Raw genomic sequence first — 25,803 nt, 5'->3', positions numbered from 1 at the left:
CTGAAAGCATGCATCATTTCTCCGACGCCATGCCAAACACAATCCTTCCCAAGCCGATTTCCAAGACGCACCGTGTACTTTTGCTTCTCGGCGTCTGGCTGCTCGGCTTCCCTGTGCCGCCGCTCCACGCTGGCGACGGACAACAGACCGAACCGCCTGCGCCGCGCCCGGCGGCTGTCACGCTGACGCTCACCGGTCTGACGGAACCGGTGCTGGTGCTGCGCGACGCGCGTGGTGTGCCCTACATCACTGCCGCCAACGACGACGATCTCGCCTTTGCACAGGGCTATGTCACTGCCAGCGACCGCCTGTGGCAAATGGACCTCCTGCGCCGTACCGCCGCTGGGGAACTGGCGGAGATTTTCGGCGAGCGCGTCCTTGACGAAGACCGGCTGCACCGCACGTATGGTTTTAGCCACATCTGCGAAGCGACCATCGCCCGGATGGACCCCGACGAGCGCCGACATCTGGAAGCCTATGCCGCTGGAGTCAATGCCTACCTTGACCAATGCCGTGACCAGACCTTGCCGCTAGAGTGTCGCCTCCTGCGCTACCGCCCGCGTCCGTGGCGTCCGGCTGATACACTCCTCATCGGCAAGCTTTTCTGCGAGGCGCTTTCAACAACTTGGCCAGTGGACTTAGCGCGCGCCGTTATGGCGCAGACCGCCCCCGACAAATACGCCGAACTGACCAAACCCATCGAAGCTGGCGAAACGAGCGTCCGCGACGTGCTGGTGGTCGGGACGGACGACCACCCTGCCTCACCTCCAACCGAGCGCTCCAAGCGTAAACGTCGGACGCCGCTGTCCAGCCCGCCGCTGCCGAAAAAAGCTTTGCTAGACGTAGAACGTCTCACCAACGCCCAGACCGCGTCGCTGGCGCGCGTCGGTCTCCATGCTGAAGCCCTAGCTGCGAGCAACAACTGGGTTGTCTCCGGCAAGCGGACGACCACCGGCAGACCTATTCTCGCCAACGACCCCCATCTGGATCCCTCCGCGCCCGGCATTTGGTATATGGTCAACTTGGCGACGCCCACCTACCGTGTCGGCGGCGTCACCGCGCCGGGCATTCCGGGCGTCCTCATCGGCCACAATGAGCGCATTGCATGGGGCTGTACGAACCTTGCCCCCGATGTCCAAGACCTATTCCTTGAAACCTTTGATCCGGAGCGGCCGCGCTTGTACCGCACGCCGCAGGGATGGCGCGAAGCCGAAACGCGCGTCGAGGAAATCAAGGTGCGGCGCACGCCGGGAGCGCCGGAGGTGGATATCGTACGGCACGAAGTCACCGTCACCCGTCACGGCCCTGTCATCCTTGAGCGCGACGGCCGACGGTTTGCCTTGCGTTGGACGGCGCTGGACATCACCCCGGATGAATCGCGTTGTTACCGGCGTCTGGCCCGCGCCGCCGACTGGAATGACTTCCGGCGGGCGCTGGCGGATTACGGCGGTGCGACGCAGAACTTCGTCTATGCCGACGTGGACGGCAACATCGGCTACTACGGCGCAGGGCGCATTCCCCGCCGCAAAAGCGGCGACGGCACGCTTCCAGTGGACGGCGCAACTGACGCTGGCGACTGGATCGGTTTGATTCCCTTCGATGAACTGCCCCACGTCTTCAATCCGCCCGACGGCTTGATTGTGACGGCCAACAGCCGAGTTGTTGGGCGCAGCTACCCACACTTTCTGACGACCGACTGGGCACCGCCCTACCGAGCGCGGCGCATTTACGACTTGCTGGCCGCACAGCCAAAGGTTTCCGTGGTGGACTGCCTGCGGATTCAAGGCGACATCACGGCGCTTGGCGCGTTGGGGTTTGTCCGGCAGGTTCTCGCCATCGCCGACGCCGACGCGGAAGCAGCCGCCGACGCCGAATGGCAGACCACGCTTCGCCTGCTCCGTGGCTGGAATGGCGAACTGACGCCCGACTCGCGGGCGGCCATGCTGGCGCTGGGGCTCGCTGAGGCCGTCCGGGACCGGCTGCTGACCACCCACTTTGGGTCGCAGCCAGTTGAAAACACCCTCCGTACGCGACGCAACGAACTTCCCGATTGGCGGCTGGCGATTTTCGGTGGGCTGCAGCTCGAACGATTGCTGACGCAGCGCCCGGCAAACTGGCTGCCCAAAGACACCCCTAGCTATGGGGCTCTGCTGCGCACCTGCCATCGTACGGCGCGCGAACGCCTAGCCGCACGCTTGGGAGCTGACCCGGAGCGTTGGACGTGGGGACGCCGCCGCCCGATGATGTTTCCGCACCCGCTGGCGGAGATACCGGTGTTCGGCCGTCAGTTTCAGATTCCGGCGCTGCCGCAAGTCGGGGGTGGCGGCTTTATCGCCGCGACACCTAACGTTGGCGTCACGGTCTCAATGCGCTTTGTCGCCGACCTGAGCCAGTGGGACGCCTCGCGGCTGGGCCTGCCGTTGGGAGAATCCGGCGACCCCGCCAACCCACACTGGGCCGACCAGCTTGAGAGTTGGCGGACCTGTCAGCCACCGGTTTTTCCGTTCAGCGCAACGGCGGTTGAGAAAGCCGCCCGCGCGACGTTCACGCTGCGACCACCGACGACTTCCCTCAATCGGCCGCGATGGTGACGGCCGCGCTAAGTCGCCGGATGACTTCGGGCAAGCGGGCGTCGTTGTTGTAGTAAATGCGTACGAGGGCGTCTCCGGCGGCGACGTAGTCGCCCAACCGGACTTCCATGTGGAAGCCAACGGCCGGGTCAATCACGGTTTCCAGCGTCAGGCGTCCGGCCCCTAGCACGACCCCCGCCATCCCAATGGCTTCAGTGTCCATCGCCGTGACGCGCCCGGCATGCGGCGCGCGCACAACGGTTTCGTACGCCGCTCTGGGCAAGAGCTGGTCGTCTTCGGCGACACGCGGATCGCCGCCCTGCGCGGCAATGATCTCGCGCCATTTGGCCAGCGCCGCGCCGGACGCCAGCGTTTCGCTTGCAAGTCGGCGGCCGTTTTCAACGGTCTCAACCCGTCCCGCCAGCACAAGCATGTGTGCAGCCAGATCGAGCGTCAGCTCTCGGAAGGATTCGGCGACGGGTTCGCCGCGCAGAAGCTGCTGCACTTCAGCGATTTCGAGCGCATTCCCGACGGCGCGGCCGAGCGGCTGATTCATGTCGGTCAGCAGCGCCGCGACCCGCTTGCCCATGGCCGCGCCGGTGCTTGTCAGTGAATCCGCCAGCTTCTGCGCCGCTGCGCGCGACTTCATAAACGCTCCGCTGCCGAACTTCACGTCCAGCGCCAGCGCGTCAATGCCTTCGGCCAGCTTCTTGGACATAATGCTCGCCGTAATCAGCGGAATGGACTCCACCGTTCCGGTCACGTCGCGCAGCGCGTAGAGCTTTTTATCCGCCGGGGCGATTTCCGGCGTCTGCCCGATGAGCGCGACGCCAATGCGCTCGACTTGGCGGCGGAAGTCGTCAAGCAACAGGTTGGTACGGAAACCGGGGATGGCTTCGAGTTTGTCGAGCGTCCCGCCGGTATGCCCCAGCCCGCGCCCGGAAATCATCGGGACGGCGACGCCGGCCGCCGCCACGATGGACGCCAGCGCCGGAGAGGTTTTATCGCCGACGCCGCCCGTACTGTGTTTGTCCACTTTGGCGACGGGCAGGTGTGAAAAATCCACGACCGCGCCCGAATGGAGCATGGCTTCGGTTAGGGCGCGGGTTTCGGCCGTCGTCATGCCACGCAGAAAGACGGCCATCAAAAAGGCCGCCATCTGGTAATCGGGTACGTCACCGCGCGTGTAGCCGTCAACCAACGTTGCGATGTCGGCGGGGTCAAGCTCGCCGCCGTCGCGCTTGCGACGGATGATTTCAGTCGTAGTCGGCATACCAGGAGCTGTTCAGCACTTCCTCGCTTTAATGCAGCGTTCCCAACCATTGAGCAAAGCAACGGCCAAAAATCCAAGCGCATTTTCCAAAAAGCTACAATGCTCATCTTGGGCGTGTAATGTGAGCCGGCTGCTAGGTAATGCTACCGCATGGGATTTGGCATTGCCGGTGTCGCCGATTTCTCTTACCGTTGTTGGGCTTCCGCCGACGGTTGGCAGGTGGTTGAAGTCTGTCAGGGAAAACACAAGAGAACCTATGGAACGATGTCTGGTTGGCTGTTTCTGCTTTCCGGTGTTTTGGTTTTGATCCCCGTTGGTGGGCTTGGGCTTGTTTTGCTATACCGAGCCAGACAGGCGCAGCGCCGCCGCCAGCAGAAGCGACACTATGAACGTTACTGCGCCCAGCTTCAGGACATACTGGAACCGCTGGCTCAGGCCACAGAAGTTGTGGATGTAGCGCCTTTTGCTCGGTCGCTAAGGGCAACGACGCGCGATGAAGTGGCAGCGCTCAAGCAGGCGCTTCTTGAGGCATACGGAGCAGCGACCGACGCCCGGCGCAAGTCGCTGGCGCTGTTGTATGAAAATCTTGGTCTCATCGCGGACGACATTCAGATCATTCACAATGGAACGCTGGAAGAGCGGTCGCGAGCGGTGTTTCGCCTTGGCTGGCTACGGCATCTTCCGGCTCTCGAAGCGCTTGAGCGCGTCACTAAACATAGTTGCACTGAGTTGCGGTTGGTAGCGATTTGGGCGCTGACTGAAATCGCCGACGGGCGCGGCATCAAACCGGTGGTAATCGCCCTATCGGAAGCCAACGGCTGGCAGATTATGCAGGCGGCAAATCGTCTGATGGGCATGCAACTTGATTTGACGCTGCCGTTGATGGAGTTGTTGGATTCAGCTGGGGGCATGCGCGAGCGCCGTGAGCGAATTACGGCGACTGTACTTGACCTAATCAGCGATTTTGGCGCGCGCGCGCGCCAGTACATCAACCCGATTGCTGGTAGGCAGGCGGCGCTTCGCTTGTTGGACAGTGGTTCGGTCAACATTCGCACTCGAGCGTTGCGTGCGCTCACGGCGCTTGGCGTCGAGTCGCCTCAGGAGGTTGAGGCGATTCTTCGGGCGCTGAATGACAACGACTGGGAGGTACGTGCAGTCGCAGCCCGAGCTATCGGCGACCTGCAACTATTGGCCGGGTTATCTGGCCTGCGGCAGGCCGTAAGTGATAAGGCTTGGTGGGTTCGCCACAATGCGGCGCAGGCGCTCAAGAAACTTGGCGATGCCGGGGAAATGGTTTTGCTACAACTCATGCAGAGCGATGACCGTTTCGCGCGTGAAACCGTCATTCAAGTCATGCAGGGTGGTTGAGGATACTGGCGACAGGACACCAGCATGGACACCGGAGCACTGGCGGCGTTGATTGATCACACCTGCCTTAGACCAGAAGCGACGCAGGCTGACATTATACAACTTTGCGCGGAAGCCAAAACGTACGGCTTTGCAGCTGTTTGCGTAAACCCCATTTGGGTTTCATTGGCGGCGCGGGAACTAGCCTCGCAGGCAAAGACGACTGTCTGTACTGTCATTGGCTTCCCGCTGGGTGCAACGACAACAGAAGTTAAGGTCTATGAGGCGCGGCAGGCGCTCGAGAGTGGCGCTCGTGAAATAGACATGGTACTGGCAATTGGTAAGTTACGGGAAGGCGATTGGCCGTTCGTTGAGGCGGATATTCGTGCTGTCGTTGATGTAGTACATGCTCATCAAGCAATCTGCAAAGTCATCATTGAAACGGCCCTACTCAGTGAAGATGAAAAGATCAAAGCCTGCCGAATTATTCAATCCGCTGGTGGGGATTTTGTTAAGACATCCACTGGTTTTAGTTCCCGCGGCGCCACGGTGCAGGATATCGAGTTGTTACGCCAGACCGTAGGCGATAAGCTCGGTGTCAAGGCATCTGGTGGGATTCGAGACCGAGCGACTGCTGAGCGACTGATCGCAGCTGGGGCAACGCGCCTTGGAACAAGCAACGGCGTCGCCATTATTGAGGATAGGCGAGCAATATCTCGATACTAGGGGCGTTGCTCTATCTTGGCCTTGTCCTTGAGCAAAGTAATACGGGTGAGTTGAGTCGGTAAGGATTCTCGGTAGACTACTTCAAGCCTTTGTCCCGGCTTAATGTCAGCGAGACGAATTTCTTTGCTATGGCCAATGATAGGAAAACCTTTTTCAGTTGTGATTTTGGCATTTCGGGACACGCGATAGGTTAGTTCATCACCTGTAATCTCATCTGTCGCCTCAATAGTGTACAGCTCAGGATTGACGGACTTGACAACGAGAATTGTTTTAAGATTTCGCTTGATTTCGCTTGCCGTGCGCGGCGCTCGTCCTAAACCAACGCTTCCCTGGGCTATTGCAGGTACTGTAACGACAGCAAAGAGAGTATGTGTTAAAATGATACTAAGGCAGTTCATAAAAATTCCTCCTGATATGCTATTTATTAGACTGTGCTATGGTACGGGCAATAATCTTTGATTTCGACGGAGTTATTGCAGACACTGAGGACCTTCATTTCTTCTGTCTCAGGCAGACTCTCTTAGAAGAAGGAATAAATATAAACCGCCAACTGTACAATGAAGTATATCTAGCTTTAGATGACAAAACTTGTTTTAAGCAAGCATTTATCAGAGATGGTAGAGAAATCACTGTTGAGAAACTTACTAAGTTAGTCAAAAGAAAGTCTCAACTTTTTTACTCTCGTCTAACAAGTATCAAACTTTTCCCTGGGATCGTTGAATGGATAAGGGAAGCTTCGTTGAATTTTACCCTAGCGATCTGCTCCGGCGCAGCAAAACAGGAAATCATAGATATCCTTACATTGTACAACTTACTCGAAAACTTTATGACGATTACTAGTGCTGAGGATGTTCAAAATTGTAAGCCATCGCCCGAAGGTTACCTACGAACACTTCAGCGTTTGAATGAATGTTTGAACAGTAGACCAAAGCTGACTGGTGCTGAATGCCTCGTTATAGAGGATTCACATGCGGGCATTGAGGCAGCCAAGGCAGCTGGCATGTATTGCGTTGGTGTGACAAATTCACATAGTCAGGAATATTTGAGGGAAGCCGATATTGTTATCAGTTGTATCACTGAGTTAAGTTTAGAACATATCAAAGCTCTTTAGAAAGGCTTAAAAAGATAAACAGATGTTGGTAGGCTAAGATTAGGAAATGTTATTATGTTTTCGGTTTTACCTGATTGGCTTATAGAAATTTGTAAGGCAATCAGATTACTTGGAGGAAAAGGATTCCTTGTCGGCGGCTGTGTCAGAGATCGTCTTCTTGGATACTCGATAAAGGATTATGATCTTGAAGTCTATGCCTTACCAAGCCAAACTCTTAAGGAGTTACTTGAAAAGTTTGGAAAGATTAACGTTGTTGGAGAACAGTTTGCTGTTTACAAGCTGCAACCGAAAGCTGCCGCTCCTGTAGAGGTAGATGTTTCTCTTCCACGTCGTGAATCAAAGCGTAGTAGAGGGCATCGCGGTTTCCTTATTGAAGGTGATCCTTGGATGACATTTGAGGAAGCTGTCAGCCGTCGTGATTTTACTATTAATGCCATACTACAAGATCCCTTAACCGAATCCATAATAGATCCTTTATGTGGAGTCAATGACTTAGTAAACCGAAGATTAAGAGTAGCAAATCCAAAGACATTTAAGGAAGATTCCTTGAGAGTTCTTAGGGCAGCACAGTTAGCTTCGAGATATAATTTGAGTATAACAAGTGAAACAATCAAACTCTGCAGAGAAACTGCCCTTGAAGATCTTCCAAAAGATAGAGTATATAAAGAGTTTGAAAAAATATTATTGTTTTCGCCAAATCCTTCTATTGGATTAAGATATCTACAAAAGCTTTGTGTTATTCAAAGACTCTTTCCTAGCCTTATAGAATTACAAAGTTCACCAACAATGAATACACCTTATTCTCAAGATACAAATTGGAATTATACATTGAAGTCTCTTGAAAGAGGTAAGGTTGTAGTTGAAGCTCTTTGTATTCCAAAAAGGATTTCCATCCTATTAGCAATTATTGGAATTAGACTTTCATTACCTAATCTAGTCAAGTTTCTAGATGAACTTGGTATTCACACTGTTCAAGGATATCCTGTCAGACGTCAAGTAATCGGTCTAAGAAAAGTACACCTTATACCTTACAAAATATTTTATCAAAGATTATATAGACAAATTGCCATAATTTGTTTCAGACGATTAGGAAGAATTATTGACTTAGAATTACTTAATTATCTCTGTAAGGCTCTTTATCTGGAATCTTCAGAAGAATTTTTATTCTGGCTTGAAGAAATACTAAAAGATCTTTCTTCGGGAAATTCTCAGTCACTTATTACAGGTCATGACGTTTTAAGCAAGGGAATTAAACCTGGACCAAAGGTAAAAAGTATCCTTAGGCAACTCCAAGAATTTCAGATAGAAGGTGAAGTCTTAACCATATCAGAAGCTCAGTTACTGCTTGAAAAATTAGTTAGGAAAAATTTTCAAGAAAACGAGTTGAAAAATGGCCAGACTTGAAAGTTTTACTCTCCATAATCTTCTGGTGCAAAGGTATTGTTGTCTTGATACCTTCTATTACGAAGGCTTCAAGTGCCCTTCTCATGCGGGCAATGGCTTGATCGCGATTAGGCGCATGAACAATTACCTTGGCTATCAAGGAATCGTAATAGGGTGGCACTTTATAACCTGTGTATATGTGTGTGTCTACGCGGACACCTGGGCCGCTTGGTATATTCAGCGAGGTAATCTGGCCTGGAGAAGGTGTAAATTTTTCTGGATCTTCAGCATTTATTCGACATTCTATGGCGTGACCATTAAAGTCTAAGCCTGATTGTGAGACACTTAACCTTTCTCCAGCAGCAATAAGAATTTGTTCGCGCACTAAGTCAACACCGGTTATGAATTCTGTAACAGGATGTTCAACTTGGATTCGAGTATTCATCTCCATGAAATAAAAATTTAAGTCTTCATCAACAATAAACTCAACTGTTCCAGCATTGACATAGTTGACACCTCGACAGGCGTTTATTGCTGCTTCACCCATCTTCGAGCGTATTTCAGGTGAAACGATAGGACTGAGAGCTTCTTCAACGAGTTTTTGATTCTTACGCTGAATAGAGCAATCACGCTCTCCTAAATGAACTATATTACCGTGCTTGTCCGCCAATACTTGAATTTCTATGTGACGTGGGTTCTCAATATATTTCTCTATGTATACTCCCGGATTACCGAAAGCCGCTGCAGCTTCCGAGCGAGCTGATTCAAAGCCTATTTGAAGTTCTTCAGCAGACCTAACGACACGCATGCCACGTCCGCCACCGCCAGCAGTCGCTTTGATGATTAGAGGATACCCTACTTCTGAGGCAATAGCCTGTGCTGCATCTAGGGACTCGATAATTCCCTCGCTTCCCGGTACAACCGGGACACCAGCAGCTTTCATCGTCGCTTTTGCTGTCGCTTTATCACCCATTGTTCTAATGGCGCTTGGCGGCGGCCCGATGAACGTTATGTTGCAGGCTTCGCAAACTTCTGCAAAACGAGCATTCTCCGATAGGAAGCCGTAACCCGGATGAATTGCGTCAGCATTTGTTACTTCCGCAGCGCTAATAACAGCTGGTATATTGAGATAGCTTTGCCGTGAGGGCGGAGGACCAATACAAACGGCTTCGTCTGCAAAACGTACATGCAACGATTCTGCATCAGCCTGAGAGTACACAGCCACTGTTTTCAGCCCGAGTTCCTTACAAGCCCAGATAACACGGCAAGCTATTTCACCTCGGTTAGCAATTAGAACTTTTCTAAACAAGGATAAGCTATTTCCTTCTTAGTGAAAATAAAGGTTGACCAAATTCTACTGGTTTACCGTTTTCTTGATGAATTTTTACAACTTCTCCAGCTATGTCAGATTCAATTTCATTCATAAGTTTCATAGCCTCAATAATACATAAAACAGTACCTGGGGACACGTGACTACCTATTTCAACAAATGGTGCTGAATCTGGACTCGGAGCGCGATAAAAAGTCCCTACTATTGGCGAATAGATGATATGTAGATCTTCTTCAGTTTCTGAAGCTTCTTCTTTTATAACTTCTTTAGCAACTTGAATTTTCTCTTCAGGGGGTTGTGGGGCATAGGCGTGAAGGTCCGCTGTAGAAGGCTGGGAAATAACTATTCCTTTACCTTCTACAGCATAGATGGTCTTAATGCGAAGCTTAAGTCCTGCTTTGTCAATTTCTAATTCTGCAATTTGTTTTTCATTCACCAGTTCTATTAATTCCTTTATTTCTTTTATGTTCACAGAGTCGCCTCCGCTCAAAAAAACTTAGCTCCAATACAGTTGGAGGGAAAATTCCTGTACTGAAACTTCAAGAAACAATTCATCTGTATTACATCAAATAATGAGATAAGAATCTATGGAGTAACTTTTTTATCAGTTTCTCGATTGCTTTCCGACTCAACAAATTCAATAATCGCCATTTCAGCTCCATCACCTTTTCGGTGGCCAAGTTTTAGTATCCTAGTATAGCCGCCTCTTCTATCAAGATATCGAGGGGATATAACGTCAAAGAGCTTTGATAGAGCTGCTACGCCAGCTGTCCTTTCTGCACCGCGCTTACAATGTTTTGGATTCTCATTCCAGTTTTGATTACCTGCATGAAAATAAGCGGCCGCCAATCGGCGCGAATGTAAATCACCTCGCTTGCCTAATGTTACAGCTCGCTCAATAAATGGGCGAAGTTCTTTTGCCTTTTGTACAGTTGTTATAATTCTCTCTTTGAGAACTAGCGAAGTTGCTAGATTCCTCAACATTGACTTCCTATGCGCAGAAGTACGACCCAGTTTTCTGTGTGCGTGACGGTGCCTCATACTATCGCTCTCCACTATCACAATCTATACAACAATCTGCCTAATCATTTCTATACCCTATAATATTTCCTTCTTCATCAAAGATAGCACCAAGCCCTAACCCCATTGCGGCAAGGATTTCCTTTATTTCGTTTAACGATTTACGTCCGAAATTTTTAGTCTTGAGCATTTCTTGCTCGTTCTTTTGCACAAGTTCTCGAACAGTCTTTATATCAGCATTCTTTAGGCAGTTATAAGAGCGTACGCTTAGTTCTAACTCTTCTATAGAACGGTCCAAGTTTTCGTTAACAATAGACTTTCGTTCAGGAATTTTTACCGGTTCAACTTCAACCTCAGTTTCTTCAAAGTTTATAAATATGGACATGTGGTCCTTGACTAGTTTCGCTGCTAATCCAATTGAATCAGCAGGACTAATACTTCCGTTTGTCCAAACCTCTAGTATAAGCTTTTCATAATCTGTATCTTGTCCCAACCGAGCTGCCTCAACATTACAGCGTACACGCTTAATTGGTGAGTGGACTGAATCAATGGGTATGTATCCAATTGCTAGATCTTCATCAAAATTCCTATCTGCTGGTACATAACCTCTTCCCATCTTCAAACGCATTTCAATTGAGAGATTTCCACCCTCACTAACGGTAGCAATGTACATGCTCTTATCGAGAATTTCAACACCTTCCTCAGTCTCGATATCTTGGGCATAAACCTCACCAGCAACATTCCGACTCAACCGCAAAGTCGAAACTAGCTTTCCTGGTGGCATCTTGAAGGGTATTCTTTTCAGATTTAGGATGATATCAGTAGCATCTTCTACGACGCCTGGTATGGAGGAAAACTCATGCAAAACACCCTCTATCCTAACAGCAGTTATAGCAGCACCTTCTATAGATGAGTATAAGGCACGGCGAATGCTGTTTCCTATTGTTGTTCCGAAACCCCTTTCAAAGGGCTGTGCATAAAAACAACCATAAGTATCCGTCAAGGTTTCTAAGTCACACTCTAACTTCCTAGGACGTTGGAAAGGAATCAACATATCTACACCACCTGAGTAGACAACTTCTTCTTACTTCGAGTAAAGCTCAACTATCATTTGCTCATTAATAGGCTGAGTAATATCTTCTCTTTTTGGTAAAGAAATTACGCGCGCTGCAAGAACATTCTTATTCTCAACTTCCAACCAACTTGGACGCCCTCTCCCAACTGCTGTCGCGAATGACTGAAGAATATGAGGGTTTGAGGCGCTTTCTTCTTTTATTGAAATAAGATCACCTACCTTAACTTGAAAAGATGGAATATTTACCTTCCTGTTGTTTACTTTCACATGCCCATGGCTAACCAGTTGCCTAGCGTGGGCTCTCGAAGTAGCAAATCCTATTCTATAAACGACATTATCTAGCCGTCTCTCAAGAAGAGAAAGAAGGTTTTCCCCTACTATGCCACGCTGACGGGAAGCCTTCTCAAAGTATCCCTTGAATTGATTTTCTAATATTCCATATATTCGCTTTACCTTTTGCTTTTCTCTTAGCTGTTCACCATACCCAGTCAGCTTTCCTCTCTTCGTCTCTCTTCCATGCTGTCCAGGAGGATATGTTCCTCTTTTTTCGATTGGACAAGATGGCTTATAGCAGCGATCTCCTTTTAGGAAAAGCTTAATACCCTCTCGGCGACAAAGCCGGCAAACCGGACCACGATACCGCGCCATACACTCTCACTCCTTCTCCTTGCCTAGTCACATTCCTTTGTCACAGTCATGTTCCTTGGTCACATTCCTTGCGAAGCCTACATAACTCAAACTCGACGCCTTTTACGAGGACGACAACCATTGTGCGGGATTGGTGTAACATCACGGATCACTTTTACTTCTATGCCGCTTGCTTGTATTGCTCTGATTGCTGACTCACGCCCCGAGCCAGGACCGCTCACCCTAACTTCACAGGATTGCATTCCTACTAACTCTCGTGCCATCGAAGCTGCTTTTGCTGCAGCTTGTTGAGCGGCAAAAGGTGTTCCTTTTCTTGAGCCCTTAAATCCCAGTGCACCAGAGCTACTAGCGGTCAGCACATTGCCATTTAGGTCTGTTATACTAACTATAGTGTTATTGAAAGAAGCTTGAATGTAGACAATTCCTTGAGGAATATTTTTCTTCTCTTTTTTCTTATAACTCTTTCGCTTCTCGGTGCTTTTTGCTTTTATTATTTTTTTTGTCATAACTTCTCCAACAAATCAAAATTCATTTCTTACCAGGTGCTTTCTTCTTTGCTATAGTTGCACGTCTTGGTCCCTTACGTGTTCTCGCATTTGTATGCGTTCTCTGTCCACGAACTGGAAGATTCTTTCGATGCCTTAACCCCCGGTAGCACTGAATCTCCATCAACCGCTTTATATCCATCTGAACTTGCTTTCTAAGATCTCCCTCGACAACTACTGAACTATCAATAACAGCTCTTATACGCCCTAGTTCTTCTTCCGAAAGGTTATGTATCTTAATACTAGGGTCTACATTTGCTGTATCAAGTATTTTAGCTGCAAGAGGACGTCCTATCCCGTAAATGTATGTCAAAGCTATGTCTACCCTCTTATTCTCTGGAAGATCAACACCAGCAATACGTACCATAAACCACTTCCCGTGCAGTTGAGACTTATCCTTGTCTTTGCTTGTGTTTTGGATTAGTGCAGATAACTCGAACAACGCCGAATCTGTGAATTACTTTGCAAGACTTGCATATTTTTTTTACAGATGCCCTCACTTTCATGATCCGTTTTCCTCATTTATAACGGTAAATAATCCTTCCCTTAGTTAGATCATAAGGCGAAAGCTCAACTAAGACTTTGTCGCCAGGTAAGATTTTTATAAAATTTTTACGCATCTTTCCCGATATACGTGCAAGGACCACATGCTTATTCTCTAATTCAACACGAAACGTTGCATTCGGTAGTGCTTCCAATACAAAAGCTGGAACTTCTATCGCATCTTCTTTAGGCATGCAGGTTCCTCTCTTTATTCAAACTCTACTATGAGTGTTCCGTTAGTACGAGTGGTCCATTCGGAGTTATAGCAACAGTGTGCTCAAAGTGGGCTGAAGGTTTGCCATCTTTTGTAACAACAGTCCATCCGTCTTTCTCAACTCTAACAGAGGCTGTACCTAGATTGACCATGGGTTCTATTGCCAAAACCCAACCACATCTCAGGCGCGGGCCAGTATTAGGACGGTGTCCACAGTTAGGCACTTGTGGATCTTCATGCATCTTTCGTCCAACACCATGACCACAAAAATCCTTGACTAAGCCATAATTGTACGGCTCTACATATGACTGAATTGCATAAGTAATATCATACAAACGATTTCCCTCTACCATTTTATTTATAGCATGATATAATGATGATTCTGTAACTTTTAGTAGTTTTCGTAACTCCTCTGAAGTTTCTCCAACCGGTACTGTAGTCGCAGCGTCAGCTACATATCCCTCAAAGACAACCCCTGCATCTATACTAACAATATCTCCTTCCTTGATTACCCTACTTGTCGGAATACCATGAACAACCTGTTCGTTCACTGAAACACATATACTAGCAGGATAACCGCGATAGCCCTTAAACGGTGAATACAGGTTTTTGCGCCTCAGCCATTCCTCAGCAAGATCATTCAGCCTCGATGTTGTTATGCCTGGTATAACATTCTCCTTCAAGACATTTATAAGTTCCGCTAAGTATTTACCAGCTGTGTGCATTTTTTCAATCTGATAAGGCGTCTTTGATATAATCATCTCTAGGCACTTCAGCAACTTTTTTATAGATACAAGAGAGTATGTCTTTATAAACATCTTCGAAGTTCTGATTACCATCTATTTTACATAACGCATCCTGATCACTGTAAAAATCAACAAGAGGAAGTGTTTGAAGTGAATATGACTTTAGTCTTTCAAGTATAACTGATTCCTTATCATCTACACGATAGTAAAACTCAGAACCGCCACACTGATCACACATACTTTCAAGCTTCGGCTTTGCAAAATACTGATTGTATATAGCTCCACAGGATTTACAAGAAAACCTACCTGTTACCCTTTTCACAAGAACACTCTCAGGAACTACTATTTCAATTACGATAAGCTTACTTCCTTTTTTCGTTAGAAGCTTTTCTAGAAAGATAGCTTGGTCTAGGTTCCTTGGATAACCATCAAGTATAAAGCCGTTCTCACAATCAGAGCAGGATAATCGCTCTGTAATGATGGAAGCTAGTATATCATCCGGGACTAGTGCGCCAGAAGCAAGAATCTTGGATAGCTTTTCAGAGAGCGGGCCTTCGTTGGAAGCATAGGATCGAAGAATATCACCAGTCGAGATTTTTGGTAAGGTAAGCGCAGCGCTTAGTCTTGCTGATTGAGTTCCCTTTCCTGAGCCAGGAGGGCCTATTAGGATTACTACAACAGGTCTTTCACTTAACATAGCCACTTTCACTTAACGTAGCCACTTTCTTGCAAAAAGCGCTGTCCCCTAAACCTTCGACCCGTACTCCCTAAAAGCTCATACTTCTTAGTTATCAGACGAGCCTCTAATTGCTGAGCAGTGTCTATTGATACTCCGACAGCTATAAGCAAGGATGTCCCGCCGAAGTAGAAAGTATAGCCGAACCCTTTCACTATCCATGACAAGGCAGAGTTTGATGTTATATTAGCATAAAGCCACTCACCGATAAACGGTATCTCTCCAACATCTAGTCCACTAGCTATAAACTGCGGAACAAAGCAAATAAATGATAAGTATATAGCCCCAACAAATGTAAGCTTCATTACTATAGAATCCAGGTATTCAGCAGTTGATTTACCAGGCCTTACACCTGGTACATAGCTGCCAAATTTTCGAAGATTATTAGATACATCCTGTACATCAAAAATAACTGAGACATAGAAAAAAGAAAAGAATACAATACACATAATAAAGACTAATTCATATATCGGGTGACCGGAGCGTAAGATTTTCGTCAGCCATTCATAAATTCCAGAGGAGTTTATGCTTACAAACTGAGTAACCGTTATCGGAAACGCCAATAAAGAAGAGGCAAATATGACAGGTACTACACCCGACATATTAATTCTCAATGGCAGATATGACTTCGAAGACACTCCTATTTCTCTTCGCCTTGTATGTTCTATTGGTATCGGACGGTATGCTTTTTCGACAAATACTATGAGTGCTACGATAAGCAGCAAGAGCATAGCCACAAGTAGGCTCTCTAATGCAGAAATAGGATCACTTCCGAGTCTCTCAGTAAATTGTACAATTATCGAAGGTAATCTAACAACTATACCTGCAAATATAAGCAAGCTTATACCATTTCCAATACCTCTCTCCGATATCTGCTCCCCCATCCACATGACAATTGCTGTTCCTGTGGTCAAGGCTATAACTGATACCAGGAGAAACATTCTAGACGATATACTTACCAACCCCGGTTGAGATAACATCCAAAAGCTGATTGCCGTAGATTGAAATATAGATAGGAGTATGGTCAGATATCTCGTGTACTGATTGATTTGACGTCTCCCTGCCTCGCCTTCCTCCTGTAATCTTTTCAACTGTGCTATAGCAACGGTAAGCAATTGTATGACAATTGAAGCCGTTATATACGGCGTTATACCTAGCGCAAATACTGATATAACTTTTAAGTTACCGCCAGAAAATAAGTCTAGAACGCCAACCAGAGAGCCCTGGAGAGTTTCCCATATTGACTTTAATTTATCCTGATCTATTCCTGGCACACGAACATGGCTACCTAACCTATATAAAAGTAATACTAGTAAGGTAAAAATCACTCTGCTTCTTACATCTTTTGAACTTACTACACTTGTTATAAACTGTCTTAACTCTTCGACCTTTTTCATTTCTTGACCAAGAGGAGATTCTGTACTATGAAACTGTTACGCCCCATATAAGCATCAACTTACTGTAACAGTTATCAGATTGTAGTTAAGGAAATGCTAAGCCTTATTCCTTCTAGTGAAACCTCGTTTTGGAAGCTTCCTCTGAAGGGGCATTTGCCCTCCCTCAAAACCTCGCTTTGACACATAACCAGAACGGGACTTTTGTCCTTTTGTCCCTCGTCCAGCTGTTTTACCAATCCCTGAACCAGGACCTCTCCCTACTCTCTTCTTTACTTTCCTTTCAATCTTTGGAAGGGTACTAAGCCCAAGCATTATCGTCTCTACTCCAGCGCTTGATATGAGTTAGTTAGACTTTATGATTATAAGTCAGATTGGCTTTTACCTCTTAGCAAGGCAACTTTCTCTTTTGAGCGAACCCTAGAAAGCCCTTCAAAGGCTGCTCGGACGATGTTATGAGGATTACGAGAGCCGAGCACTTTAGTAACTGCATCGCGAACACCAAGGACTTGTAGAACTGCTCGGAGCGTGGCTCCAGCAATAATTCCCTTACCTTCCTTAGCAGGCTTTATCAAGACCTTACCTGCACCAAAAACACCTAGCACTTCATGAGGGAGTGTACCATTAGTTATACTCACTCTAATCAAGTTTTTCTTCGCTGATTCAATGCCTTTTTTTATAGCAGCAGGTACTTCAGAGGCCTTACCATTACCAAAACCTGCGACGCCATCCCCATTACCAACAACAACAAGAGCACTAAAGCTCATGTTCTTGCCACCTTTTACGACTTTTGTAACACGTCTAATAGAGACAATGAAGTCTCTTAGCTCTGAATCATTAATTTCCGGGAAAATTCTATTTTGCATAGGTCCTCTAGAAATTGAGACCGCCTAGTCGTGCCGACTCTGCTAGCTGTTTTACTCTGCCATGGTACTTGTACCCATTGCGGTCAAAGTATACATCCTTGATTCCCAGCTTCTTAGCTCTTTCTGCAATTTCCATACCTACTTGGCTTGCCCTATATAATTTCCTTGATAAACCATTAAGATTCTCAGGATAGTCCCTAAGCTTTAGAGAACTTGCAGCACAAAGGGTCATACCACGGGAATCATCTATTATTTGAGCATATATGTGCTTAGAACTCCGAAAAACACATAGACGGTACCTTTGGCTTTTCATCTCCTATAGCTCCTTGTCACCTCGATTATACCTTTATGCCTTTATACCTTATACAGTTTTATTTCTTGCTACCCTTTGTACCGGACTTACCTGGCTTTAGGACTAGTGGCCGATCAGCATAGCGTATACCTTTACCCTTATACGCATCTGGGCGCTTGAGCGCTACAAGATCAGCTGCTACCTGCCCCACTCTCTCCTTATCCCAACCTCTTACTGTCAATGTTGCCTGATATTGCTGAATTGATTTTTGCATCCTTTCTATTGCACAGTCTATTCCTTCTGGCAATTCATACTCCACTGGATGTGAAAACCCTAGGTTGAGTATTAACTTATTACCTTTTTGTTCTACCTTATAACCTACTCCAACTAAATCTAAACTCACAGAGAAGTTAGAGGAAAGGCCAATGACAGCATTATTGATGAGCGTCCTTATCAATCCTTGAAACTTACGACTATTGTGATCTAACGCAGTAACCTTGATTTGATTATTTAACACATCAGCTTCAATTCCATCAGGAATTCTTATTTTCTTAGATAAATTGCCTTTTTCAATAGTGAGAAAGCCATCCTCAGCCTTAACATTAAGGCCTGAGAAATCCACTATCTTTTTTCCTATTCGTGACATACTTTCCTCTTAGTAAACTATACAGAGAAGTTCCCCACCAACGCGCTTTCGGCGGGCTTCCTTACCAGTGAGTATGCCCTGAGAGGTACTTAGTATACAAATTCCGAGTCCGTTTAGCGGACGAGGTATTTCATCAACTCCGACATAGACCCGCCTGCCAGGCTTAGATATCCTTTGGAGGTTCTGTATAACAGGTTCAGAGGATTGCGAGTACTTCAAATAGATACGTATTGTTCGATGATAGCCTTCACCCGTAACCTTGTAGTTATTGATGTAGCCTTCTTCTCGTAGGAGTCTTACAATCTCCGCTTTTATCTTCGAGTAGCTTACATCTACCTTAGAGTGCCCGGCCCTAGTTGCATTTCGTATCCTTGTTAGGAGATCGCTAATTGGATCTGTCATATAACCTTAACCTACTAAAAGCCCACTCTACTAGTAAAATTTTGGCTTACTTTCTAAAAGGCATACCAAGACATCTGAGTAACTCTCTTGCCTCTTCGTCGGTTTTAGCAGTTGTTACAAAGGTAATGTTCATTCCTCTTACCTTCTCAACTTTAGTGATATCTACTTCTGGAAACATGATCTGCTCTCTAACGCCAAGGGTATAGTTACCTCTCCCATCAAAAGATTTAGGAGAAACTCCCTTGAAGTCCCTCACCCTTGGCAGAGCTATCTTTACTAAGCGCTCAAAAAATTCATACATCCTCCTCCCTCGCAATGTAACCTTGACTCCAACTGGATCGTTCTTACGTAGCTTGAATGAGGCTATCGACAACTTAGCACGTGTCACAACTGGCCTCTGACCTGTTATAAGTGCTAATTCGGACAGGCTTGTCTCTAATACTTTAAGATTTTTTGAGGCTACATAATCCTTGCCTACTCCCATATTGATAACTATTTTTTCAAGTTTAGGAACTGACATAACATTTTTATAGCCAAAAATTTCTCTCATTCTATTGATAACCTTTTCTTTTTGCAAGTTGTCCAACATAAATTTATATCTCCTTGGCTATTATATTTTCTTAATTTTTGAAATCGAAATCCAAGATTCTTTCTTAAGAATCCCATGGCTTTCAAGTACTGATGATCTTTTCTGGTGCTTAACACACATTCCAATATTCTCTACAATTACTCTCAATCTTTTACGATCTATGCTCTTTATACGACCTGACTTACCTTTGTCTTTACCAGATATAACAATAACACTGTCATTTATCCTTATATTTTTTGTCAACTTTTTGCTCTTCATATCACCTCCGGGGCAAGGGATATTATCTTCATAAATTTCTTATCTCTTAGCTCTCTGGCAACGGGCCCAGAAACCCTTGTCCCAACTGGATCCCATCCTTCGCTACCGCGCTTAACCAAAACCGCGGCATTTTGGTCAAATCGAACATAACTTCCATCCTTCCTTCTTACCTCTTTACGAGTTCTTACAATTACGGCCTTGACTACTTGACCCTTCTTGATAGAACCGTCGGGGGCGGCTTCCTTGACGCTTGCAGTGATAATATCGCCAATCGAAGCTGTCCTCCCTACCGAACCACCAAGCGGCAGTATGCATGATATCTTCTTTGCACCAGAGTTGTCAGCGACTTCTAATATGGTACGCATTTGTATCATAGTCGTTTACTTCCCCATAGCATTCCTCTGAATGATTTCTTTAACTACCCATCGCTTTCTTGCCGAGAGTGGGCGAGATTCAACAATTCTAACTTTATCACCAACTTTACATGATAGTTCATCGTGGGCAAGAAATTTTGAATGACGGCGAATAAACTTCTTATATACTGGATGCATAACAAGTCTCTCAATTCTCACTGTTACCGTCTTCCTCATCTTGTTGCTCACAACAAGACCAACTTTTTCGAGTTTACTCATTTCTTCGTAGCCTCTCTTTTCTTTTCCGCTATTACTGTTTCTATTCTTGCGATAGTTTTCTTTATCGAAGATATTTTATTACCTGCTTCAATAACTCCTGAATTCTTCTTCAGAGTAAGCTTTGCAACTTCCAGTCTCATTTCTTTTCCTAGAGCGACGAGTTCACTGAGTGACTTAGACCGAATTTCTTCAATTGTCATTACAGTATAGCTCCGTTTTCCAATTCTCTATAGACAAACTTTACCTTCATCGGCAACTTTTGCGCAGCTAGATTCATTGCCTTCCTAGCGAGTGCCTCACTAACCCCTTCTATCTCGAAGAGTATTCTTCCTGGCTTTACAACAGCCACCCAACCTTCAGGGGCCCCTTTACCTTTCCCCATTCTTGTCTCAGCAGGCTTTTTTGTGACAGGCTTATCTGGGAATATCCTTATCCAAATCTTACCACCTCTTTTCAATGACCTAGATATAGCTATTCTTGCAGCTTCTATCTGACGACTTGTTACCCAAGCAGGCTCAACAGCCTTTAATCCGTACTGACCAAAGCTAATACTCGACCCTGAAGTTGCTATACCAGTCAGCCGACCACGTTGCTGCTTTCTATATTTTGTTTTCCTAGGAGACTTATACTCTGCCATAATATCTCGTTGTTAACCTTTTCTCCAAAAGTCTACTTGATTATTTTGATTTCGTTTCATTGAGAATATATCTCCCTTGTATATCCAAACTTTGACGCCTACCACGCCATAAGTAGTATACGCTTCAGCAAAACCATAGTCTATATCAGCCCTAAGCGTGTGCAATGGCATTCTACCCTCTAAGTATTGTTCACTCCTTGCTATCTCTGCTCCATTCAGTCGTCCTGAGACGATCACTTTTACACCCTGTGCACCAAAGCGCCTAGCACTTTCTGTAACTTTCCTCATTGCGCGTCTAAATGCAACTCTTTTCTCTATCTGTGAAGCAATCTGCTCAGCTTGAAGCTGAGCATTCAACTCCGGCTTCTGTATCTCCTGAATGTTTATAATTACATCTCGCCCTGTCTTTTGTTGAATTTCAGACTTCAACTTATCTATTTCTGTCCCTTTCCTACCAATAATAACCCCAGGACGAGAAGTGTGAATTATTACCTTTAATTTGTTCACAGCACGTTCTATATCAATCGCTGCTACACCTGCTCCTGAGAATCGTTGTTTTAGCTCTTTGCGTAATTGAAAATCCTCTGTAACGAGCTTGGCAAAATCTGTGTCTTTGTCCGAGTACCAGGTTGATCGCCAATTTTTGACGATTCCAAGCCGAAATCCATATGGATGTACTTTCTGGCCCATTAGTTACTAACCCGATCCTATTCAGATTGATCTGTCAGTACAAATTTTACACTGAATAGCCGTCTCTGCTCTCTATATGCTCTCCCCATTGGAGCAGGACGTATCCGCCGACGATACTTAGTCACCCCTGTGTTTACATAACATTCCGAGATAATGAGTTTCTCGATATCTATGTGAGTATTTCTTTTCTCAGCAATATACTCTGCGTTCGATATAGCTGACCACAGAACTTTCTTCAAGACTCTAGCCAAGCGCTTACTACTTAGACCAAGCAAAGCTAAAGCCTCGGTCACATTACGTCCTCTAACCTGGTTAACAAGAAGCCTTGCTTTCTGAGGCGAACCTTTTGACGAGCGAAGTATGGCAACAGAACGCATTGATTATCTCCGCTTTGCTGACTTTTCATTCTTGTCACCGGCGTGTCCTTTAAATGTCCTTGTTGGAGCAAACTCACCAAGTTTATGTCCTACCATGTTTTCCGACACAAAGACCGGGATGAATTTCCTGCCGTTATGAACAGCAAATGTATGACCAACCATATCTGGTATAATAGTCGAACGCCTTGACCAAGTCTTAATAACCCGCCGTTCATTTGCTTCATTAAGACGAGACACAATATCACGTATGGAATTATCCACAAACGGACCCTTTTTCACCGAGCGAGGCATCTCATCCTCCTTTCTAGCTACTTGCGACGACGAACTATGTACTTTTCCGTTCGTTTGTTACGCCTTGTTTTGTAACCACGAGTCGGTTGCCCCCAGGGCGTCACAGGATGCCTCCCACCTGAGGTTTTACCCTCCCCACCCCCAAGGGGGTGGTCAACAGGATTCATCGCAACTCCACGAACCTCCGGACGCAAACCCCTCCAGCGTGCTCTTCCAGCCTTTCCAAGGGAAACATTCTCATGGTCTATATTTCCAACTTGGCCAACTGTTGCATAGCAGGCAACTGGAACTTTTCTCACCTCACCAGACGGAAGTCGCAGCTGGGCCATTTTGTCATCTTTTGCCACGAGTTGAGCCTTGGCTCCTGCCGCCCGCGCTAACTGTCCTCCTTTTCCCGGACGAAGTTCTATGTTGTGTAACTCAGTCCCCAAGGGTATCTTCTGTATCGGGAGGGCATTACCGGGAACTATGTCCGAATCTGGGCCTGAGATAACTGTCTGACCGACTTTTAATCCAAGAGGAGCTAGTATATAACGTTTTTCACCGTCTACATAGTTTATCAATGCAATTCTTGCTGAGCGGTTTGGATCATACTCAATTCGGGCTACTCTACCAGGTATGCCTAACTTGTTCCGCTTGAAATCTATGATTCTGTAGAGTCGTTTATGCCCACCACCTCGATGGCGGGTGGTAATCCTGCCGTCATTATTTCTCCCAGAGATTTTCTTCTTCTTCTCAGTAAGAGACTTTACTGGCCTCTCCTTAGAAAGGTCGGGGTCAATAATAAAAGTTTGGAAACGTCGCGCGGACGAGGTTGGTTTTACACTCTTGATCGGCATAATATGAAGAAGCCCGGAACGGTATTTAGAGAGATTCTAAGTAATCTCCAACTACATGACCAGGTGCAAGGGTAACATATGCTTTTTTCCAGTCACTCTTTTTACCTTGGTAACGACCCCTACGAACTTTTTTTCCTCTGAAATTTGCCGTATTGACCGACTGTACCTTTACATTAAAGAAGAACTCAACTGCTCTCTTGATATCAAGTTTTGTAGACTTCTTGTGAACGCGAAAAGTTAATACTTGACTCGGACTAGCACTTTGCTCTTTCAATACTAGGGCCTTTTCGCTAACCACAGGTGACTTTATAACACTGAGGATATCCATTTACTGTCACCGTCCCTTTCCATGAAGTATCCTCTGAATATTCGAGGTCAAAGCCTCAAGCGCAGGCTGACTAATCAGTATCTTCTCATGAAGGAGTAGATCATAGATGTTGACGCCAAGAGGATTTACGGTTTTCACTCCAGCAAGATTTCTTGAGGCAAGCATAAGGTTTTTATTCAAGGTAGAATCAATAATCAACACCTTATGGTTTGACAACCCTAATGCACTAAGTTTGGAATAGAGAAATTTTGTCTTGTGAGTAGGAAGTGAGATACTATCAACGACTGTTACACCACCTTCTCTCAAACGCTCCGCAATAGCTGAAGCTATTGCCTTCCACCTCTTCTTTTTTGGAAGAGTATACGACCAATCCCTCGGCTGTGGTCCATGTACATTTCCACCGCCCTTCCATAAGGGTGAACGAATACTTGAAACACGCGCTCTCCCTGTCCCTTTCTGCCTCCACAACTTCCTACCTGAACCAGAGACCTCACCGCGTGTTTTAGTGGCTACAGTTCCAGCCCGGCCTCTTGCACGATACTCATGGACAGCCTCTCCTATCAGAGTGATATTCAATGGAGTTTCTGATAAAACTCCTTCTATCTTTAGCTCAGAAATTGGTTCATTATCTAAGTTACGTACTGTTACTAGCGACATAACTGAACCGCTCCAATCACATAAAACCACACAAAACTATGAATGAACCTTTTTAATAATCAAGTAATTTCCATTTGCTCCAGGAACAGCACCACGAACCAACAAAATACCCAACTTCTCATCAACCCTGACAATCTTCAAGTTCTTAACCGTACAATTGACATTGCCCATGTGACCAGCCATGCGGCTGCCCTTGAAGACCCTCGAAGGAAAAGAGGAAGCCCCGATTGAGCCTGGAGCACGGTGAAACATTGAACCATGCGTAGCACGTCCACCGCCAAAGCCGTGACGCTTAACGAAGCCAGCAAAGCCGCGTCCTTTTGATTTACCAGTAATCGTCACCAGATCATCCGGCTTGAATATGCTTGCTAGGATTAAGGAACCAATTGGATACTTTTCAACATTCTCAACTCTAAACTCCCTAAGTAACCGTGTTGGGGGCGTCCCCTTTGCTGTCTTCTCGAAATGCCCCCGAAGCGGTTTACTCACCTTCTTCGGCGGCCGAGACTCAACTAACCCAACTTGGATGGCGTTGTAGCCATCCTTTGCCTGAGTTTTATGCTGCGTTACGACACAAGGACCGGCCTTGATTACGGTTACTGGAACAACAGCACCCTTGTCATCAAAAACTTGGGTCATGCCGACTTTTATGCCTAAAATTCCTTCAGCCATGGCTTTCTAAATTGCTTTTTCTCCTCACAATGTTTCCTTACCTACCGCTTTTCTTTGAAAAAGGTCTTTATCTGAACATCAACTCCGGCCGGTAAATCAAGCTTCATTAAGGCATCTACTGTCTGAGGCGTCGACATCAAAATATCTACAAGACGTTTATGGGTACAGATTTCAAACTGCTCGCGCGATTTTTTGTCCACATGAGGCGACCGTAGCACTGTAAAACGGCTTCTTGAGGTCGGTAGCGGTATGGGCCCAGCGACCTTTGAGCCCGTGCGACGCGCCGTCTCAACAATTTCCAAGGCGGATTGGTCAAGAATCCGATGGTCGTAAGCTTCCAGCCTGATGCGTATCTTATCGCTCATCATGTTTCCACGCCCCTCACCTTTCCTTATGTGAGCTGGCTCTAGCTACTCGATAATTTCGGAGATGGTGCCGGCGCCAATCGTGCGCCCCCCCTCCCGAATCGCAAACCGCAGCCCTTTCTCCATCGCAATCGGCGTAATCAACTCCACTGACAGCGCCACATTGTCCCCAGGCATCACCATCTCCACCCCCTCCGGCAACTCCACCACCCCCGTCACGTCCGTCGTCCGAAAGTAAAACTGCGGCCGATACCCCTTGAAAAACGGCGTGTGCCGCCCCCCCTCCTCCTTCGTCTACACATCCACCTCCGCCCGAAACTTCGTGTGCGGCGTCACCGTCCCCGGCTTCGCTATCACCTGCCCCCGCTCAATGTCCCGCCGATCCACACCCCGCAACTACACCCCCACGTTGTCCCCAGCCTGCCCCTGATCCAACAACTTCCGAAACCTCTCCACACCCGTCACCACCGTCTTCCGCGTCGGCCGAATCCCAACCACCTCCACCTCGTCCGACACCTTCACCACCCCGCGCTCCACGCGCCCAGTCGCCACCGTCCCACGCCCCGATATCGAAAACACATCCTCAATCGGCATCAAAAAC

At 46.8% G+C, this 25,803-nt stretch carries 35 protein-coding genes and 2 pseudogenes; 5 read left to right on the top strand and 32 right to left on the bottom strand.

Annotation, left to right across the window (positions count from 1 at the left end):
• Positions 1-29: 29 nt before the first annotated feature.
• Positions 30-2,591, top strand: a complete 2,562-nt coding sequence (locus NZ585_08430; protein MCS7080061.1) for a penicillin acylase family protein — start codon at positions 30-32, stop codon at positions 2,589-2,591.
• On the opposite strand, the gene NZ585_08425 is transcribed toward NZ585_08430, so the two are convergent.
• Positions 2,572-3,843, bottom strand: coding sequence for a thymidine phosphorylase (locus tag NZ585_08425; protein ID MCS7080060.1), 1,272 nt, complete (start codon positions 3,841-3,843; stop codon positions 2,572-2,574). The two genes, NZ585_08430 and NZ585_08425, sit on opposite strands and share 20 nt — an antisense overlap.
• Before the next feature lie 150 nt (positions 3,844-3,993).
• On the opposite strand from NZ585_08425, the gene NZ585_08420 reads away from it, so the two are divergent.
• Together NZ585_08420 and deoC are read left to right on the top strand one after the other, a co-directional pair.
• The gene (locus NZ585_08420) at positions 3,994-5,211 is read left to right on the top strand and encodes a HEAT repeat domain-containing protein (protein MCS7080059.1); all 1,218 of its coding nucleotides are present in this window, start codon (positions 3,994-3,996) and stop codon (positions 5,209-5,211) included.
• Between the two features lie 24 nt (positions 5,212-5,235).
• Positions 5,236-5,916 carry a deoxyribose-phosphate aldolase gene (gene deoC / locus NZ585_08415; protein MCS7080058.1) on the top strand — a complete coding sequence of 227 codons (681 nt, stop codon included), beginning with the start codon at positions 5,236-5,238 and terminating at the stop codon, positions 5,914-5,916.
• On the opposite strand, the gene NZ585_08410 is transcribed toward deoC, so the two are convergent.
• Complete coding sequence (locus tag NZ585_08410; GenBank protein MCS7080057.1) at positions 5,913-6,314, bottom strand: hypothetical protein; 402 nt, start codon at positions 6,312-6,314, stop codon at positions 5,913-5,915. The two genes, deoC and NZ585_08410, sit on opposite strands and share 4 nt — an antisense overlap.
• Positions 6,315-6,352: 38 nt before the next feature.
• Between NZ585_08410 and NZ585_08405 the strand changes: the two genes are divergently transcribed.
• Together NZ585_08405 and NZ585_08400 are read left to right on the top strand one after the other, a co-directional pair.
• Positions 6,353-7,027, top strand: coding sequence for an HAD family phosphatase (locus NZ585_08405; protein ID MCS7080056.1), 675 nt, complete (start codon positions 6,353-6,355; stop codon positions 7,025-7,027).
• A gap of 54 nt (positions 7,028-7,081) precedes the next feature.
• Complete coding sequence (locus tag NZ585_08400) at positions 7,082-8,431, top strand: hypothetical protein (GenBank protein ID MCS7080055.1); 1,350 nt, start codon at positions 7,082-7,084, stop codon at positions 8,429-8,431.
• Here NZ585_08400 and accC read toward each other — a convergent pair.
• The 30 genes and pseudogenes from accC to NZ585_08250 all read right to left on the bottom strand — a co-directional run bounded on the left by accC (position 8,385) and on the right by NZ585_08250 (position 25,803).
• Positions 8,385-9,719: an acetyl-CoA carboxylase biotin carboxylase subunit gene (gene accC / locus NZ585_08395; protein MCS7080054.1), complete on the bottom strand. Its 1,335-nt coding sequence runs from the start codon at positions 9,717-9,719 to the stop codon at positions 8,385-8,387. The two genes, NZ585_08400 and accC, sit on opposite strands and share 47 nt — an antisense overlap.
• 7 nt (positions 9,720-9,726) lie before the next feature.
• Entirely contained in the window at positions 9,727-10,212 is a 486-nt protein-coding gene (gene accB / locus NZ585_08390; protein MCS7080053.1) for an acetyl-CoA carboxylase biotin carboxyl carrier protein, read from the bottom strand.
• A gap of 113 nt (positions 10,213-10,325) precedes the next feature.
• On the bottom strand, positions 10,326-10,781 hold the full coding sequence (rplQ, locus tag NZ585_08385; GenBank protein ID MCS7080052.1) for a 50S ribosomal protein L17: 456 nt from the start codon (positions 10,779-10,781) through the stop codon (positions 10,326-10,328).
• Between the two features lie 40 nt (positions 10,782-10,821).
• Positions 10,822-11,814 carry a DNA-directed RNA polymerase subunit alpha gene (locus tag NZ585_08380; protein ID MCS7080051.1) on the bottom strand — a complete coding sequence of 331 codons (993 nt, stop codon included), beginning with the start codon at positions 11,812-11,814 and terminating at the stop codon, positions 10,822-10,824.
• Between the two features lie 30 nt (positions 11,815-11,844).
• Positions 11,845-12,483, bottom strand: a complete 639-nt coding sequence (gene rpsD / locus NZ585_08375; GenBank protein MCS7080050.1) for a 30S ribosomal protein S4 — start codon at positions 12,481-12,483, stop codon at positions 11,845-11,847.
• An 86-nt stretch (positions 12,484-12,569) separates the two neighbouring features.
• The gene (gene rpsK, locus NZ585_08370) at positions 12,570-12,989 is read right to left on the bottom strand and encodes a 30S ribosomal protein S11 (GenBank protein MCS7080049.1); all 420 of its coding nucleotides are present in this window, start codon (positions 12,987-12,989) and stop codon (positions 12,570-12,572) included.
• 22 nt (positions 12,990-13,011) lie between these two features.
• Positions 13,012-13,395 (bottom strand): 30S ribosomal protein S13, encoded by a 384-nt coding sequence (gene rpsM, locus NZ585_08365; protein MCS7080048.1) that lies wholly within the window; start codon positions 13,393-13,395, stop codon positions 13,012-13,014.
• Between the two features lie 25 nt (positions 13,396-13,420).
• The gene (gene rpmJ / locus NZ585_08360; protein MCS7080047.1) at positions 13,421-13,534 is read right to left on the bottom strand and encodes a 50S ribosomal protein L36; all 114 of its coding nucleotides are present in this window, start codon (positions 13,532-13,534) and stop codon (positions 13,421-13,423) included.
• Positions 13,535-13,546: 12 nt separating this feature from the next.
• Positions 13,547-13,765 carry a translation initiation factor IF-1 gene (gene infA / locus NZ585_08355; protein ID MCS7080046.1) on the bottom strand — a complete coding sequence of 73 codons (219 nt, stop codon included), beginning with the start codon at positions 13,763-13,765 and terminating at the stop codon, positions 13,547-13,549.
• A 28-nt stretch (positions 13,766-13,793) separates the two neighbouring features.
• Positions 13,794-14,546 carry a type I methionyl aminopeptidase gene (map, locus tag NZ585_08350; protein ID MCS7080045.1) on the bottom strand — a complete coding sequence of 251 codons (753 nt, stop codon included), beginning with the start codon at positions 14,544-14,546 and terminating at the stop codon, positions 13,794-13,796.
• Positions 14,515-15,240 (bottom strand): adenylate kinase, encoded by a 726-nt coding sequence (locus tag NZ585_08345; GenBank protein ID MCS7080044.1) that lies wholly within the window; start codon positions 15,238-15,240, stop codon positions 14,515-14,517. Before NZ585_08345 ends, map begins: the two co-directional genes overlap by 32 nt.
• Positions 15,237-16,664, bottom strand: a complete 1,428-nt coding sequence (gene secY, locus NZ585_08340) for a preprotein translocase subunit SecY (GenBank protein MCS7080043.1) — start codon at positions 16,662-16,664, stop codon at positions 15,237-15,239. Before secY ends, NZ585_08345 begins: the two co-directional genes overlap by 4 nt.
• Positions 16,665-16,778: 114 nt before the next feature.
• Positions 16,779-16,976 (bottom strand): annotated as a pseudogene (gene rplO / locus NZ585_08335) (50S ribosomal protein L15).
• A 47-nt stretch (positions 16,977-17,023) separates the two neighbouring features.
• On the bottom strand, positions 17,024-17,527 hold the full coding sequence (rpsE, locus tag NZ585_08330; protein MCS7080042.1) for a 30S ribosomal protein S5: 504 nt from the start codon (positions 17,525-17,527) through the stop codon (positions 17,024-17,026).
• Positions 17,528-17,534: 7 nt separating this feature from the next.
• Complete coding sequence (gene rplR / locus NZ585_08325; GenBank protein MCS7080041.1) at positions 17,535-17,840, bottom strand: 50S ribosomal protein L18; 306 nt, start codon at positions 17,838-17,840, stop codon at positions 17,535-17,537.
• Between the two features lie 58 nt (positions 17,841-17,898).
• Positions 17,899-18,465: a 50S ribosomal protein L6 gene (locus NZ585_08320; GenBank protein MCS7080040.1), complete on the bottom strand. Its 567-nt coding sequence runs from the start codon at positions 18,463-18,465 to the stop codon at positions 17,899-17,901.
• 9 nt (positions 18,466-18,474) lie between these two features.
• Positions 18,475-18,867 carry a 30S ribosomal protein S8 gene (gene rpsH, locus NZ585_08315; GenBank protein MCS7080039.1) on the bottom strand — a complete coding sequence of 131 codons (393 nt, stop codon included), beginning with the start codon at positions 18,865-18,867 and terminating at the stop codon, positions 18,475-18,477.
• 46 nt (positions 18,868-18,913) lie between these two features.
• Positions 18,914-19,456: a 50S ribosomal protein L5 gene (rplE, locus tag NZ585_08310; GenBank protein MCS7080038.1), complete on the bottom strand. Its 543-nt coding sequence runs from the start codon at positions 19,454-19,456 to the stop codon at positions 18,914-18,916.
• A 254-nt stretch (positions 19,457-19,710) separates the two neighbouring features.
• On the bottom strand, positions 19,711-20,088 hold the full coding sequence (rplN, locus tag NZ585_08305) for a 50S ribosomal protein L14 (GenBank protein ID MCS7080037.1): 378 nt from the start codon (positions 20,086-20,088) through the stop codon (positions 19,711-19,713).
• A gap of 6 nt (positions 20,089-20,094) precedes the next feature.
• Positions 20,095-20,346: a 30S ribosomal protein S17 gene (gene rpsQ, locus NZ585_08300; GenBank protein ID MCS7080036.1), complete on the bottom strand. Its 252-nt coding sequence runs from the start codon at positions 20,344-20,346 to the stop codon at positions 20,095-20,097.
• Entirely contained in the window at positions 20,343-20,546 is a 204-nt protein-coding gene (gene rpmC / locus NZ585_08295; protein ID MCS7080035.1) for a 50S ribosomal protein L29, read from the bottom strand. The genes rpsQ and rpmC overlap by 4 nt, the downstream gene beginning before the upstream one ends.
• Positions 20,546-20,983: a 50S ribosomal protein L16 gene (gene rplP / locus NZ585_08290; protein ID MCS7080034.1), complete on the bottom strand. Its 438-nt coding sequence runs from the start codon at positions 20,981-20,983 to the stop codon at positions 20,546-20,548. Before rplP ends, rpmC begins: the two co-directional genes overlap by 1 nt.
• Before the next feature lie 12 nt (positions 20,984-20,995).
• Entirely contained in the window at positions 20,996-21,673 is a 678-nt protein-coding gene (rpsC, locus tag NZ585_08285) for a 30S ribosomal protein S3 (GenBank protein MCS7080033.1), read from the bottom strand.
• Between the two features lie 380 nt (positions 21,674-22,053).
• The gene (rpsS, locus tag NZ585_08280; GenBank protein ID MCS7080032.1) at positions 22,054-22,341 is read right to left on the bottom strand and encodes a 30S ribosomal protein S19; all 288 of its coding nucleotides are present in this window, start codon (positions 22,339-22,341) and stop codon (positions 22,054-22,056) included.
• Positions 22,342-22,358: 17 nt separating this feature from the next.
• On the bottom strand, positions 22,359-23,180 hold the full coding sequence (rplB, locus tag NZ585_08275; protein ID MCS7080031.1) for a 50S ribosomal protein L2: 822 nt from the start codon (positions 23,178-23,180) through the stop codon (positions 22,359-22,361).
• Between the two features lie 25 nt (positions 23,181-23,205).
• Entirely contained in the window at positions 23,206-23,508 is a 303-nt protein-coding gene (gene rplW, locus NZ585_08270; GenBank protein MCS7080030.1) for a 50S ribosomal protein L23, read from the bottom strand.
• 6 nt (positions 23,509-23,514) lie between these two features.
• Entirely contained in the window at positions 23,515-24,165 is a 651-nt protein-coding gene (gene rplD, locus NZ585_08265; protein MCS7080029.1) for a 50S ribosomal protein L4, read from the bottom strand.
• Positions 24,166-24,201: 36 nt separating this feature from the next.
• The gene (gene rplC / locus NZ585_08260; protein ID MCS7080028.1) at positions 24,202-24,837 is read right to left on the bottom strand and encodes a 50S ribosomal protein L3; all 636 of its coding nucleotides are present in this window, start codon (positions 24,835-24,837) and stop codon (positions 24,202-24,204) included.
• A gap of 41 nt (positions 24,838-24,878) precedes the next feature.
• Positions 24,879-25,205 carry a 30S ribosomal protein S10 gene (gene rpsJ / locus NZ585_08255; protein MCS7080027.1) on the bottom strand — a complete coding sequence of 109 codons (327 nt, stop codon included), beginning with the start codon at positions 25,203-25,205 and terminating at the stop codon, positions 24,879-24,881.
• Positions 25,206-25,247: 42 nt separating this feature from the next.
• Positions 25,248-25,803: pseudogene (locus NZ585_08250) on the bottom strand (EF-Tu/IF-2/RF-3 family GTPase).

The organism is Chloracidobacterium sp., from assembly GCA_025057975.1.
Taxonomy (GTDB): Bacteria; Acidobacteriota; Blastocatellia; order Chloracidobacteriales; family Chloracidobacteriaceae; genus Chloracidobacterium.
The sequence above is the reverse complement of the archived record's forward strand: the minus strand, read 5'-3'. Positions and strand labels throughout refer to the sequence as shown.